The sequence below is a fragment of the Citrobacter sp. RHBSTW-00599 genome (genome assembly GCF_013784065.1).
GTDB classification, from domain to species: Bacteria; Pseudomonadota; Gammaproteobacteria; order Enterobacterales; family Enterobacteriaceae; genus Citrobacter; species Citrobacter braakii.
Genome location: NZ_CP056717.1, coordinates 573,405 through 587,396 on the forward strand (window position 1 = coordinate 573,405; position 13,992 = coordinate 587,396).

Consider the following 13,992-nt stretch of genomic DNA (forward strand, 5'->3'; position numbering starts at 1 on the left):
CCTCGACAGTAGAGAGAGATAAAGACATGACAATGAAAGTTGGTTTTATTGGCCTCGGTATTATGGGTAAACCAATGAGTAAAAACCTCCTCAAGGCAGGTTACTCGCTGGTGGTTGCTGACCGTAACCCGGAATCCATTGCGGAAGTGATTGCCGCAGGCGCAGAAACCGCCGCCACGGCGAAAGATATTGCCGAGCAGTGCGATGTGATCATCACCATGCTGCCGAATTCTCCGCATGTGAAAGAAGTGGCGCTGGGAGAGGGCGGCATTATTGAAGGGGCGAAACCGGGGACAGTGCTGATCGACATGAGCTCCATCGCGCCGTTAGCCAGCCGTGAAATCAGCGACGCGCTGAAAGCGAAAGGCGTGGATATGCTGGACGCGCCGGTAAGCGGCGGCGAACCGAAAGCTATCGACGGTACTCTGTCGGTGATGGTTGGCGGTGATAAAGCGATTTTTGACAAATATTACGATCTGATGAAGGCGATGGCAGGTTCCGTGGTACATACCGGTGATATCGGTGCAGGTAACGTCACCAAGCTGGCGAATCAGGTGATTGTGGCGCTGAACATTGCGGCGATGTCGGAAGCGCTGACGCTGGCGACCAAAGCGGGCGTAAACCCGGATCTGGTGTATCAGGCGATCCGTGGTGGGCTGGCGGGAAGCACCGTACTGGATGCGAAAGCGCCGATGGTTATGGACAGAAACTTTAAGCCGGGTTTCCGTATCGACCTGCATATTAAAGATCTGGCGAACGCGCTGGATACCTCTCATGGCGTTGGCGCTCAGTTACCGCTGACTGCTGCAGTCATGGAGATGATGCAGGCGCTACGCGCAGATGGGCTGGGCACCGCCGATCATAGCGCACTCGCATGCTACTACGAAAAACTGGCGAAAGTGGAAGTCACTCGCTAACAAGAAGGGCGCGGATGCGCGCCCTGTATTTCTTGCCTTGCGCGGCACTGTCAGGCTACATAACTATGAAAATCGTAATTGCCCCAGACTCTTATAAAGAAAGCCTTTCTGCCACCGAGGTAGCTCAGGCAATAGAAAAAGGATTTCGGGAAATTTTCCCCGATGCGCAATATGTTTCTGTCCCGGTTGCCGATGGCGGTGAAGGAACGGTCGAAGCCATGATTGCCGCTACGCAGGGGAGTGAACATTCAGCGTGGGTGACAGGGCCGCTGGGCGAAAAAGTGAATGCCTGCTGGGGCATGTCTGGAGATGGTAAAACCGCGTTTATCGAAATGGCGGCAGCCAGCGGTCTGGCGTTGGTTCCACCTGAAAAGCGTAACCCGTTAGTCACCACGTCGCGCGGCACCGGGGAGTTGATTTTGCAGGCGCTGGATAGCGGTGCGCAGAGCATCATTATTGGTATTGGCGGTAGTGCGACCAACGACGGCGGCGCGGGTATGGTGCAGGCGCTGGGGGCGAAACTCTGCGACGCCAACGGGACAGAGATTGGCAACGGTGGTGGAAGCCTGGAGAGTCTGAACACCATCGATATAACGGGCCTGGATCCGCGCTTAAAAACCTGCTCAATTCGCGTGGCCTGCGATGTAACCAATCCACTTACCGGCGATACTGGCGCTTCGCGCATTTTTGGCCCGCAGAAAGGGGCGACGGAAGAACGCATTATCGAACTGGACCGCAATCTGTCTCACTATGCCGACATCATTAAAAAATCGCTGCGGGTTGATGTGAAAGACGTTCCTGGCTCTGGTGCGGCAGGCGGAATGGGCGCCGCGTTAATGGCTTTTTTAGGTGCGGAGTTGCGCAGTGGTATTGAGATTGTGACCCAGGCGCTCAATCTGGAAGAGCATATTCATGACTGTACGCTGGTGGTGACCGGAGAAGGGCGGATTGACAGCCAGAGCATTCACGGCAAAGTGCCGGTGGGTGTGGCGAATGTCGCGAAGAAGTACCACAAGCCGGTAATTGGTATTGGCGGTAGCCTGACGCGCGATGTGGAGGTGGTGCATCAATATGGTATCGATGCGGTGTTTAGCGTATTAACCACCATCAGCACGCTGGAAGAGGCCTTTCGTGGGGCATTTGATAATATTTATCGCGCTTCAAGAAACATCGCCGCCACGTTGGCGATAGGAATGCGCAGTGCGGGGTGACAATGCCCCGCAAACCCTCTATACTTCGCGCCGAAGCTGACCAGACAGTCGCCGCTTCGTCGTCGTCCTCTTCGGGGGAGACGGGCGGAGGGGAGGAAAGTCCGGGCTCCATAGGGCAGGGTGCCAGGTAACGCCTGGGGGGGAAACCCACGACCAGTGCAACAGAGAGCAAACCGCCGATGGCCCACGCAAGTGGGATCAGGTAAGGGTGAAAGGGTGCGGTAAGAGCGCACCGCGCGGCTGGTAACAGTCCGTGGCACGGTAAACTCCACCCGGAGCAAGGCCAAATAGGGGTTCACAAGGTACGGCCCGTACTGAACCCGGGTAGGCTGCTTGAGCCAGTGAGCGATTGCTGGCCTAGATGAATGACTGTCCACGACAGAACCCGGCTTATCGGTCAGCTTCACCTCTTTATAAAACCCCGCTTCGGCGGGGTTTTTGCTTTGTAGGCAGACTGTCCACGACGCTATACTCAAAAGAACGCGGCTTATCGGTCAGCTTCACCTCTTTATAAAAACCCCGCTTCGGCGAGGTTTTTTGCTTTATAGGCAGACTGTCCACGACGCTATGCTCAAAAGAACGCGGCTTATCGGTCAACTTCACTCTTTATAAAAACCCCGCTTCGGCGAGGTTTTTTGCTTTATAGACCGGATAAGACGTTTACACTGCCATCCGGCAGACGTTTTTCCTGTCGTGTTGTAGTTGGTTCACCACGAATCTGGCCCTTTATTTCCCATTCATTTCATCGTTATTTGACCTTTATTTACGCGCTAAACTTCTTTTATCTAAGGGAATGTCTCGCGGGATATTTCATTTTTTGTGATGACTAGCACAAAACGCTGCGCGATACGTTTTTATCGAGAATAATCGAACGCAATCGATCGCCATCACAAAATTACTGGCTGATAAATTGTACAAAACTACTGTTAATGCAATGTTGCATGTGATGATTATTTGTATGTTTTGGTTTAAATATTAATAAATGCAATGTTTCTTTACAAACAAATAAGGCTAAAAAACGTGATGCATAACGTTATTTGACCACTATAAACGATAAAATATAATTATATTTGATAAGTTGCTTATTAAATTTAAGCGCTGTTTTGCCTGGTAATTACTCTGTAATTGATTGAAATATAGCCTTTCGTGGTTTTAAGAAATAGCAGGAGAAATGGTGTTGTTATAGCCATAAAAAATCGTTATCCCCCCATCTTTTTTTGATTAAAGTCAGGATAAAGTGAGATCGATATTTCATATCTATATGATTATTAAGTGATTTCAATTTAAATAATAGTCTTACAAAATGTAAGTCAAGGGGATTTGTGAGTGGTAGCACATATCCTCGTTCGCTTAATTTGGTACACTTCCTGCCGTCAACAAAGTAATTAGCGCAGGTCGATATGAATACTATTACACTCCCTAAAACACAGCACTTAGTGGTCTTTCAGGAAGTCATTAGAAGCGGTTCTATCGGCTCAGCTGCAAAAGAATTAGGTTTAACTCAACCGGCTGTCAGCAAAATCATTAATGATGTAGAAGCTTATTTCGGTATTGAGTTAGTCGTACGCAAAAATACTGGTGTGACATTAACTCAGGCAGGTCAGGTTATGCTCTCATGGTCTGAATCTATTACCCGTGAAATGAAGAACATGGTTGATGAGATGAACAGCATGACGAGCAATGCGGTCGTTGATGTGTCGTTTGGCTTTCCTTCACTGATTGCCTTCACCATCATGTCCGGCATGATTAAAAAATTCAAAGAAGTGTTCCCGAAAGCGCAGGTTTCCATGTATGAAGCTCAGCTCTCCTCGTTCTTACCTGCGATTCGTGACGGGCGTCTGGACTTCGCGATCGGTACGCTGAGTGATGAGATGAAACTGCACGATCTGCATGTTGAACCGCTCTTTGAGTCAGACTTCATCCTGGTTGCCAGCAAGTCCCGAACATGCACCGGCATCACCTCGCTGAGCGCGTTGAAAAACGAACAGTGGGTGTTGCCACAAACGAATATGGGGTACTACAGTGAACTTCTAACCACGTTACAAAATAATGGCATCAGCAGTGAAAACATCGTTAAAACAGACTCCGTCGTTACGATTTATAATCTTGTTCTCAATGCTGATTTCTTAACAGTAATTCCCTGCGATATGACCACACCATTTGGCTCAAACCAGTTTATTACTATCCCGGTAGAAGAAACCTTACCCGTCGCGCGTTATGCCGCCGTATGGTCGAAAAATTATCGAATTAAAAAAGCAGCATCTATTTTGGTGGAATTAGCCAAAGAGTATTCATCATATAATTGTCGGAGACGAAGGCAATTAATTGAAATTGATTAAAGATTGAATTTGTTTTAACACGAAATCAACGCCATCTGTCTATATCTGACAATGGTCATGGCTATCTATTTACTTTAATACCCTAGTAAGAGGTTCTAATGCACATTACATACGATCTCCCAGTTGCAATTGAAGATATCCTCGAAGCGAAAAAAAGACTGGCGGGGAAAATTTATAAAACGGGAATGCCTCGCTCTAACTATTTTAGTGAACGTTGCAAAGGGGAAATTTTCCTCAAGTTTGAAAATATGCAGCGTACCGGTTCATTTAAAATCCGTGGTGCGTTTAACAAGCTCAGTTCATTAACCGAAGCTGAAAGATGTAAGGGCGTGGTGGCTTGCTCTGCAGGTAACCATGCGCAAGGGGTTTCTCTCTCCTGCGCCATGCTCGGAATCGACGGCAAAGTGGTCATGCCGAAAGGCGCGCCGAAGTCTAAAGTTGCTGCAACCTGCGATTATTCCGCAGAGGTTGTGCTGCACGGCGACAACTTCAACGACACCATCGCTAAGGTTAGCGAGATTGTGGAAACTGAAGGCCGTATCTTTATTCCACCCTATGATGACCCGAAAGTGATTGCTGGTCAGGGCACTATTGGTCTGGAAATTCTGGAAGATCTGTACGATGTCGATAACGTGATTGTGCCAATTGGTGGTGGCGGACTGATTGCTGGTATTGCGGTGGCAATTAAATCTATTAACCCGACTATTAAAATTATTGGCGTACAGTCTGAAAATGTTCATGGCATGGCGGCTTCTTTCCACGCTGGAGAAATAACCACGCACCGAACGACCGGCACCCTGGCGGATGGTTGTGACGTTTCCCGCCCGGGTACTTTAACGTATGAAATTGTTCGTGAGTTGGTGGATGACATTGTCCTGGTCAGCGAAGATGAAATTCGCAACAGCATGGTGGCATTAATTCAGCGAAATAAAGTTGTGACTGAAGGTGCCGGTGCGCTGGCTTGCGCAGCATTATTAAGCGGGAAATTAGATAGCTATATCCAGAACAGAAAAACAGTCAGCATTATTTCTGGCGGTAATATCGACCTTTCTCGTGTATCTCAAATTACTGGTTTAGTTGACGCTTAATATACTTCGTTGAGGATAGGATATGAGTACTACTGATAGCATTGTATCCAGCCAGACAAAACAGTCGTCCTGGCGCAAATCGGACACCACCTGGACACTGGGTTTATTTGGTACAGCCATCGGCGCCGGGGTGCTGTTCTTCCCTATCCGCGCAGGTTTTGGCGGACTGATCCCCATTCTGATAATGCTGGTGTTAGCATACCCCATCGCCTTCTATTGCCACCGTGCGCTGGCACGCCTGTGTCTTTCCGGTTCTAACCCTTCCGGTAACATCACAGAAACGGTTGAAGAGCACTTTGGTAAAACGGGCGGCGTGGTTATCACGTTCCTCTACTTCTTTGCGATTTGTCCGCTGCTGTGGATTTATGGCGTCACCATTACCAACACCTTTATGACCTTTTGGGAAAACCAGTTGCAGATGCCAGCGTTAAACCGTGGCTTCGTGGCACTGTTCCTGCTGCTGCTGATGGCATTCGTCATCTGGTTTGGTAAGGATCTGATGGTTAAAGTGATGAGCTACCTGGTATGGCCGTTTATTGCCAGCCTGGTGCTGATCTCTCTGTCACTGATTCCTTACTGGAACTCTGCGGTTATCGATCAGGTTGATCTCAGCAATATCGCTCTGACTGGCCATGACGGCATCCTGGTTACCGTGTGGCTGGGTATTTCCATCATGGTGTTCTCTTTCAACTTCTCACCAATCGTTTCTTCCTTCGTGGTCTCTAAACGTGAAGAGTATGAGAAAGATTACGGCCGCGAATTTACCGAGCAGAAATGTTCAAAAATCATCTCCCGCGCCAGTATGCTGATGGTTGCCGTGGTGATGTTCTTTGCCTTTAGCTGCCTGTTCACGCTCTCTCCGGCAAACATGGCGGATGCGAAAGCGCAGAACATTCCAGTACTGTCTTACCTGGCGAACCACTTCGCTTCACTGTCCGGTTCGAAGTCCACCTTCGCGACCGTTCTGGAGTACGGCGCTTCAATCATCGCACTGGTTGCTATCTTCAAATCTTTCTTCGGCCACTACCTGGGCACGCTGGAAGGTCTGAACGGTCTGGTGCTGAAGTTTGGTTACAAAGGCGATAAAACTAAGGTTTCCGCTGGCAAACTTAATACCATCAGCATGATCTTCATCATGGGCTCCACCTGGGTTGTGGCTTACGCCAACCCGAACATCCTGGACCTGATTGAAGCAATGGGCGCGCCGATTATTGCCTCTCTGCTCTGCCTGCTGCCGATGTATGCCATCCGTAAAGCGCCGTCACTGGCGAAATACCGTGGCCGTCTGGATAACGTGTTTGTTACCGTGATTGGTCTGCTGACTATCCTGAACATTGTCTACAAACTGTTTTAATCCTTAAGCTCAGGATGAGCGGAGTAGTGAAATGAATGAGTTTCCGGTAGTACTGGTTATTAACTGTGGTTCGTCTTCCATTAAATTCTCAGTGCTGGATGCAGCGAACTGTGAAGTTTTAATGGCGGGAATCGCGGACGGTATTAACTCTGAAAATGCGTTCATAGCAATTAATGGAGGAGAGCCAGCTAAGCTGGCTCACCACAGCTACGAAGACGCATTAAAAGCAATCGCCGTTGAACTGGAAAAACGTAATTTAATGGACAGCGTGGCCTTAATTGGCCACCGCATTGCCCACGGTGGAAATATCTTTACCGAATCAGCAATTATTACTGACGACGTTATCGATAATATTCGCCGGGTATCGCCTTTAGCACCGTTACATAATTATGCGAACCTCAGTGGGATTGAATCCGCACAGCACCTTTTCCCAGGCGTGCAGCAGGTTGCGGTATTTGATACCAGCTTCCACCAGACGATGGCCCCTGAGGCCTATCTTTACGGTCTACCGTGGAAATATTTTGAGGAGTTAGGCGTTCGCCGTTATGGCTTCCACGGCACGTCGCACCGCTATGTATCTCAGCGAGCGCATGAGCTTCTTGAGCTGCAGAGTGATGACTCCGGTCTGGTTGTGGCTCACCTGGGGAACGGCGCGTCAATCTGCGCGGTGCGTAACGGGCAGAGCGTTGATACCTCAATGGGCATGACGCCGTTGGAAGGGTTGATGATGGGCACACGCAGCGGTGACGTCGATTTCGGCGCCATGGCGTGGATTGCCAGCGAAACCAACCAGACGCTGAGCGACCTTGAGCGCGTTGTGAATAAAGAGTCCGGTTTACTGGGTATTTCCGGTTTGTCCTCTGACTTACGTACGTTAGAAAAAGCCTGGCACGAGGGACATGAGCGTGCGCAGCTGGCGATTAAAACGTTTGTGCATCGTATCGCGCGCCATATCGCCGGACATGCCGCTTCGCTGCATCGTCTTGATGGGATTATTTTCACCGGTGGAATAGGTGAGAACTCGGTATTAATTCGTCGTCTGGTTATTGAACATCTCGCCGTTTTAGGGGTGAATATCGACAGCGAGATGAATAGCCTGCCAAATTCCCATGGCGAAAGAATTATCTCTAATAAAGATGCTCGTGTTATTTGTGCGGTTATTCCCACAAATGAAGAGAAAATGATTGCGCGTGATGCCATTGCGTTAGGCAAAATTAATATACCAGTAGAATTTGCATAATTAATTTTCAGCAGAGAGATTATTTTTCATGAAGGTAAATATCGATACCAGCGATATGCTGTATGCCGAAGCCTGGAATGGCTTTAAAGGTACGGACTGGAAAGAAGAAATTAATGTCCGTGATTTTATTCAGCACAACTATACGCCTTATGAAGGGGATGAATCTTTCCTCGCCGAAGCAACGCCAGCGACCACTGCATTGTGGGAAAAAGTCATGGCGGGCATCCGTATTGAAAACTCGACGCACGCGCCGGTTGATTTCGATACCAATATTGCCACCACGATAACCGCACATGATGCGGGTTATATTGAACAAGAACTGGAAAAAATCGTTGGTCTGCAAACGGATAAGCCGCTCAAGCGTGCTCTGCATCCGTTTGGCGGCATCAACATGATCAAAAGCTCTTTTGATGCTTATGGTCGTGAGATGGATGCTGATTTTGAATACCAGTTTACTGAACTGCGTAAAACCCATAACCAGGGCGTATTCGACGCCTACTCTCCGGATATGCTGCGCTGCCGTAAATCCGGCGTGCTGACCGGTCTGCCGGACGGCTATGGCCGTGGTCGTATCATCGGCGACTATCGTCGCGTCGCGTTGTACGGTATCCGCTACCTGGTACGCGAGCGTGAACTGCAGTTTGCCGATCTCCAGTCGAACCTGGAGTGGGGCCAGAATCTTGAAGCCACGATTCGCCTGCGCGAAGAGCTGTCTGAGCACCGTCGCGCCCTGCTGCAGATGCAGGAAATGGCAGCGAAGTACGGCTGCGATATCTCCCGCCCGGCGCGTAATGCGCAGGAAGCGGTGCAGTGGGTTTACTTTGCTTACCTGGCTGCGGTGAAATCTCAGAACGGCGGCGCAATGTCGTTGGGCCGTACCGCATCGTTCCTCGACATCTACATTGAGCGCGATTTCAAAGCGGGAATTTTAAACGAGCAGCAGGCGCAGGAGCTGATCGACCACTTCATTATGAAGATCCGTATGGTGCGCTTCCTGCGTACGCCGGAATTCGACACCCTGTTCTCAGGCGACCCTATCTGGGCGACTGAAGTTATCGGCGGCATGGGGCTGGATGGCCGCACGCTGGTAACGAAAAACTCGTTCCGCTACCTGCATACGCTGCACACCATGGGACCGGCGCCTGAGCCGAACCTGACGGTGCTGTGGTCTGAAGCGCTGCCGATTGCCTTCAAAAAGTACGCCGCCCAGGTGTCTATCATCACCTCGTCTTTGCAGTATGAAAACGACGATTTGATGCGTGCCGACTTTGACAGCGATGACTATGCCATTGCCTGCTGCGTAAGCCCGATGGTTATCGGCAAACAAATGCAGTTCTTCGGTGCGCGTGCCAACCTCGCCAAAACGTTGCTGTACGCAATCAACGGCGGCGTGGATGAGAAGCTGAAAATTCAGGTTGGGCCGAAAACGGCACCGCTGATGGATGACGTGCTGGATTACGATACGGTGATGGAGAGCCTGGACCACTTTATGGACTGGCTGGCCGTGCAGTACATCAGCGCGCTGAACATCATCCACTATATGCACGACAAGTACAGCTATGAAGCTTCGCTGATGGCGCTACACGATCGTGATGTCTATCGCACGATGGCTTGTGGTATGGCGGGTCTGTCCGTGGCGGCGGATTCTCTATCGGCTATCAAATACGCCCGCGTGAAACCGATTCGTGATGAAAACGGTCTGGCTGTCGATTTCGAAATCGAAGGCGACTATCCGCAATACGGCAACAACGACGAGCGAGTAGACAGCATTGCCTGCGACCTGGTCGAACGCTTCATGAAGAAAATTAAGGTGTTGCCAACCTACCGTAACGCGGTGCCGACGCAGTCCATCCTGACCATCACCTCCAACGTGGTGTACGGACAGAAAACCGGTAACACACCGGACGGACGTCGCGCAGGTACGCCGTTTGCACCAGGGGCTAACCCGATGCACGGTCGCGATCGTAAAGGCGCGGTTGCGTCGTTAACCTCAGTGGCCAAACTGCCGTTTACCTATGCCAAAGACGGTATCTCGTACACCTTCTCCATTGTGCCGGCTGCACTGGGCAAAGAAGATGGGGTGCGTAAAACCAACCTGGTTGGTCTGCTGGACGGTTACTTCCACCACGAAGCGCATGTGGAAGGTGGGCAGCATCTGAACGTTAACGTTATGAACCGTGAAATGTTGATGGATGCCATTGAGCACCCGGAAAATTATCCGAACCTGACGATCCGCGTGTCTGGCTATGCGGTGCGCTTCAACGCGTTGACCCGTGAACAGCAGCAGGATGTTATTTCACGTACTTTCACCCAGGCGCTCTGACGCCGGAGGGATTATGAGAAAAGTTATTGCAACCGAATGTGCGCCAGGGGCGATTGGGCCTTACGTACAGGGCGTGGATCTGGGCAGCATGGTGTTGACGTCAGGTCAAATCCCGGTGTGTCCACAGACCGGTGAAGTGGCAGAAAACGTGGCCGATCAGGCACGTCAAAGCCTGGAAAACGTGAAAGCGATCGTCGAGTCCGCAGGTTTGAAAGTGAGCGATATCGTGAAGACTACCGTTTTCGTATCCGACCTGAACGACTTCGCCACCATTAACCAGGTGTACCAGCAGTTCTTTGATGAGCATCAGGCTACCTACCCCACGCGCAGTTGCGTACAGGTCGCCCGCTTACCAAAGGATGTGAAGCTGGAGATTGAAGCCATCGCCGTACGTGGCGACACGCTGTAATCCCTTGCGGGGCGATCTCAGGATCGCCCCAATCCTTAATGAGTGTGAAACCTGGTCTTCACTGAACGGCAATCCGAGGGTGTGGATATGATTAGCGCATTCGATATTTTCAAGATTGGCATTGGACCTTCCAGCTCCCATACCGTGGGGCCAATGAACGCAGGTAAAAGCTTTATCGATCTGTTGGTCAGCAGCGGAGAACTCCCCAGAACCACACATATTGTGGTCGATCTTTACGGATCGCTTTCCCTGACCGGGAAAGGTCATGCGACAGATGTCGCGATCATGATGGGGCTGGCCGGTAACAGTCCGCAAAACGTTAATATAGACTCAATCGCTGGTTTTACTCAGGAAGTGGCCCGTACCGGACGTTTGCCGGTTGCTGAGGGCGCGCATGTTGTCGATTTCTCTCCAGATGAAAATATTCTCTTTCATACCGAAACGCTGCCGCGCCATGAAAATGGCATGCGTATCACCGCGTGGAACGGCACCGAGAGGCTATTAAGCAAAACCTATTACTCCGTCGGCGGTGGTTTTATCATTGAAGAGGAGCAATTTGGGCAGGTGCATGATGTTGAAGCACACGTGCCCTACAATTTTCATTCCGCCAGCGAACTGCTGAAACTGTGCGAGCGCAATGGGCTGTCTGTTTCCGGCTTGATGATGCAAAACGAGCTGGCGATGCGCAGCAAAGAGGAAATCGATGCTGGCTTTGCCGCCATTTGGGACGTCATGCACGCCGGGATTGAGCGCGGCATGAACACCGAAGGCGTCCTGCCGGGGCCGCTTAACGTTCCGCGTCGCGCCGTGGCGTTACGTCGGTTGCTGGTTTCCAGCGATAATCTGTCCAGCGACCCGATGAACGTTATTGACTGGATCAACATGTTCGCGCTGGCCGTGAGCGAAGAAAACGCCGCCGGCTGCCGGGTTGTGACGGCGCCGACCAACGGTGCATGTGGGATTATTCCCGCCGTATTGGCCTATTACGACAAGTTCCGCCGTCCGGTGAATGCGAACTCCATTGCCCGCTATTTGCTGGCCGCGGGGGCGATAGGCGCGCTGTATAAGATGAACGCCTCTATTTCTGGTGCTGAGGTGGGCTGCCAGGGTGAGATTGGCGTAGCCTGTTCAATGGCGGCTGCCGGTCTGACGGAACTGCTGGGCGGTAGCCCGTCGCAGGTCTGCATTGCAGCGGAAATCGCCATGGAGCATAACCTGGGGCTGACCTGCGATCCGGTAGCCGGACAGGTGCAAATACCGTGCATTGAACGTAATGCGATCAACGCAGTAAAAGCCGTCAACGCCGCGCGCATGGCGCTACGTCGAACGTCAGAACCACGCGTTTCGCTCGATAAAGTGATCGAGACCATGTATGAAACGGGCAAAGATATGAACGACAAATACCGTGAAACCTCACGCGGTGGGCTGGCAATTAAAGTGGTTTGTACCTGAGGTGAAAAGCCGTGCCTGGTCAGCGCAGCGCTATCCAGCAATAAATTAATCAATATGGCATGATAAAAAAAGGTGCACGTTAGTGCGCCTTTTTTGTTGTGATCTGCTTCAAATATAGAAATTCAATTCTTTATATGGAAATAAAAGAGAAAATATTTCTTAACTTTTAGAAATTACAGGGGTTTGTTTGTGAAGTTTTTCTCTGATCCTGCGCGTATGATTTCCTCATTACTCCAATAGCTCACCTGCACCGTAGTACTGCGTATCGCATTGAGGCAGTACGAAAAAAATATAAAAACCTCTACCTACACATTGAGCGGAAAATTATGGAAACGGCAACGAATAACAGCGTAATACTCGACGCATCTGCTCCGGCACGTCGGGCGGGAATGACCGAAAGTGAATGGCGCGAAGCCATTAAATTCGACAGCATGGACACCGGCTGGGTCATTATGAGTATCGGTATGGCAATTGGTGCGGGGATTGTTTTTCTTCCCGTCCAGGTGGGTTTGATGGGGCTGTGGGTGTTTTTGCTCTCCTCTATCATCGGTTACCCAGCCATGTATCTGTTCCAGCGTCTGTTTATTAATACGCTGGCTGAGTCCCCAGAGTGTAAAGACTACCCGAGCGTAATCAGCGGCTATCTGGGTAAGAACTGGGGCATCCTGTTAGGTGCGTTGTATTTTGTGATGCTGGTTATCTGGATGTTCGTCTATTCCACCGCCATCACCAACGATAGCGCCTCCTACCTGCATACTTTTGGTGTTACTGAAGGGTTACTGTCCGACAGCCCGTTCTATGGCCTGGTGCTGATTTGCATCCTGGTGGCTATCTCGTCCCGCGGGGAAAAACTGCTGTTTAAAATCTCCACCGGTATGGTACTGACCAAGCTGCTGGTGGTGGCGGCGCTTGGCGTGTCGATGGTTGGGATGTGGCATTTATATAACGTAGGTTCACTGCCGCCGATGGCACTGTTGATCAAAAACGCGATTATCACGCTGCCGTTTACCCTGACTTCGATTCTGTTTATTCAGACCTTAAGCCCGATGGTTATCTCCTATCGTTCTCGCAATAAATCCATTGAAGTGGCACGCCATAAAGCCCTGCGAGCCATGAATATTGCGTTCGGTATTCTGTTTGTGACCGTCTTTTTCTACGCCGTTTCCTTCACGCTGGCGATGGGCCATGACGAAGCGGTTAAAGCTTATGAGCAGAACATTTCCGCTCTGGCGATTGCCGCGCAGTTTATCAGCGGCGCGGGTGCTGGCTGGGTGAAAATCGTCAGCGTTATTCTGAACATCTTTGCCGTAATGACCGCTTTCTTCGGCGTTTACTTAGGGTTCCGTGAAGCCACTCAAGGGATCGTGATGAACGTGCTGCGCCGCAAAATGCCAGCCGAGAAAATCAATGAGACCCTGGTTCAGCGCGGCATTATGGTTTTCGCTATCCTGCTGGCGTGGGGAGCCATTGTGCTCAATGCGCCGGTACTGAGCTTCACTTCTATTTGTAGCCCTATCTTCGGCATGGTGGGATGTCTGATCCCGGCCTGGCTGGTCTACAAAGTTCCTGCACTGCACAAATACAAAGGCGCTTCCCTGTATCTGATTATTGTCACGGGCCTGCTGCTGTGCGTTTCTCCGTTCCTGGCATTTTCCTGAG

General features: G+C 50.6%; 10 protein-coding genes and 1 other RNA gene. All 11 read left to right on the forward strand.

Annotation, left to right across the window (positions count from 1 at the left end; translation table 11 throughout):
• Positions 1–26: 26 nt before the first annotated feature.
• The 11 genes from garR to HV243_RS02850 all read left to right on the forward strand — a co-directional run bounded on the left by garR (position 27) and on the right by HV243_RS02850 (position 13,991).
• Entirely contained in the window at positions 27–917 is an 891-nt protein-coding gene (gene garR, locus HV243_RS02800; RefSeq protein ID WP_016154635.1) for a 2-hydroxy-3-oxopropionate reductase, read from the forward strand.
• A gap of 65 nt (positions 918–982) precedes the next feature.
• Positions 983–2,128, forward strand: coding sequence for a glycerate 2-kinase (gene garK, locus HV243_RS02805; RefSeq protein ID WP_047358544.1), 1,146 nt, complete (start codon positions 983–985; stop codon positions 2,126–2,128).
• A gap of 32 nt (positions 2,129–2,160) precedes the next feature.
• Positions 2,161–2,537: RNase P RNA component class A (rnpB, locus tag HV243_RS02810), an RNA gene on the forward strand.
• A 991-nt stretch (positions 2,538–3,528) separates the two neighbouring features.
• A complete protein-coding gene (gene tdcA, locus HV243_RS02815) occupies positions 3,529–4,467 on the forward strand; it encodes a transcriptional regulator TdcA (protein WP_003828596.1) in 939 nt (312 codons plus the stop codon).
• Between the two features lie 98 nt (positions 4,468–4,565).
• On the forward strand, positions 4,566–5,555 hold the full coding sequence (gene tdcB / locus HV243_RS02820; protein ID WP_003828594.1) for a bifunctional threonine ammonia-lyase/L-serine ammonia-lyase TdcB: 990 nt from the start codon (positions 4,566–4,568) through the stop codon (positions 5,553–5,555).
• A 22-nt stretch (positions 5,556–5,577) separates the two neighbouring features.
• The gene (gene tdcC, locus HV243_RS02825) at positions 5,578–6,909 is read left to right on the forward strand and encodes a threonine/serine transporter TdcC (protein WP_016154633.1); all 1,332 of its coding nucleotides are present in this window, start codon (positions 5,578–5,580) and stop codon (positions 6,907–6,909) included.
• 31 nt (positions 6,910–6,940) lie between these two features.
• The gene (gene tdcD, locus HV243_RS02830; protein WP_016154632.1) at positions 6,941–8,149 is read left to right on the forward strand and encodes a propionate kinase; all 1,209 of its coding nucleotides are present in this window, start codon (positions 6,941–6,943) and stop codon (positions 8,147–8,149) included.
• A 28-nt stretch (positions 8,150–8,177) separates the two neighbouring features.
• Entirely contained in the window at positions 8,178–10,472 is a 2,295-nt protein-coding gene (gene pflB / locus HV243_RS02835; RefSeq protein ID WP_016154631.1) for a formate C-acetyltransferase, read from the forward strand.
• Positions 10,473–10,485: 13 nt separating this feature from the next.
• Positions 10,486–10,881 carry an enamine/imine deaminase gene (locus tag HV243_RS02840; protein ID WP_016154630.1) on the forward strand — a complete coding sequence of 132 codons (396 nt, stop codon included), beginning with the start codon at positions 10,486–10,488 and terminating at the stop codon, positions 10,879–10,881.
• Between the two features lie 87 nt (positions 10,882–10,968).
• Positions 10,969–12,333, forward strand: coding sequence for an L-serine ammonia-lyase (gene tdcG, locus HV243_RS02845; RefSeq protein ID WP_047413964.1), 1,365 nt, complete (start codon positions 10,969–10,971; stop codon positions 12,331–12,333).
• Positions 12,334–12,659: 326 nt separating this feature from the next.
• Positions 12,660–13,991 carry an amino acid permease gene (locus tag HV243_RS02850; protein ID WP_016157542.1) on the forward strand — a complete coding sequence of 444 codons (1,332 nt, stop codon included), beginning with the start codon at positions 12,660–12,662 and terminating at the stop codon, positions 13,989–13,991.
• Position 13,992: the final 1 nt, after the last annotated feature.

What these genes read in the sequence shown, in the direction of transcription:
- tdcD (WP_016154632.1), top strand. Translation starts at nt 6,941, where the DNA reads ATGAATGAGTTTCCGGTAGTACTGGTTATTAACTGTGGTTCGTCTTCC.
- tdcB (WP_003828594.1), top strand. Translation starts at nt 4,566, where the DNA reads ATGCACATTACATACGATCTCCCAGTTGCAATTGAAGATATCCTCGAA.
- HV243_RS02840 (WP_016154630.1), top strand. Translation starts at nt 10,486, where the DNA reads ATGAGAAAAGTTATTGCAACCGAATGTGCGCCAGGGGCGATTGGGCCT.
- garK (WP_047358544.1), top strand. Translation starts at nt 983, where the DNA reads ATGAAAATCGTAATTGCCCCAGACTCTTATAAAGAAAGCCTTTCTGCC.
- tdcG (WP_047413964.1), top strand. Translation starts at nt 10,969, where the DNA reads ATGATTAGCGCATTCGATATTTTCAAGATTGGCATTGGACCTTCCAGC.
- pflB (WP_016154631.1), top strand. Translation starts at nt 8,178, where the DNA reads ATGAAGGTAAATATCGATACCAGCGATATGCTGTATGCCGAAGCCTGG.
- garR (WP_016154635.1), top strand. Translation starts at nt 27, where the DNA reads ATGACAATGAAAGTTGGTTTTATTGGCCTCGGTATTATGGGTAAACCA.
- tdcC (WP_016154633.1), top strand. Translation starts at nt 5,578, where the DNA reads ATGAGTACTACTGATAGCATTGTATCCAGCCAGACAAAACAGTCGTCC.
- tdcA (WP_003828596.1), top strand. Translation starts at nt 3,529, where the DNA reads ATGAATACTATTACACTCCCTAAAACACAGCACTTAGTGGTCTTTCAG.
- HV243_RS02850 (WP_016157542.1), top strand. Translation starts at nt 12,660, where the DNA reads ATGGAAACGGCAACGAATAACAGCGTAATACTCGACGCATCTGCTCCG.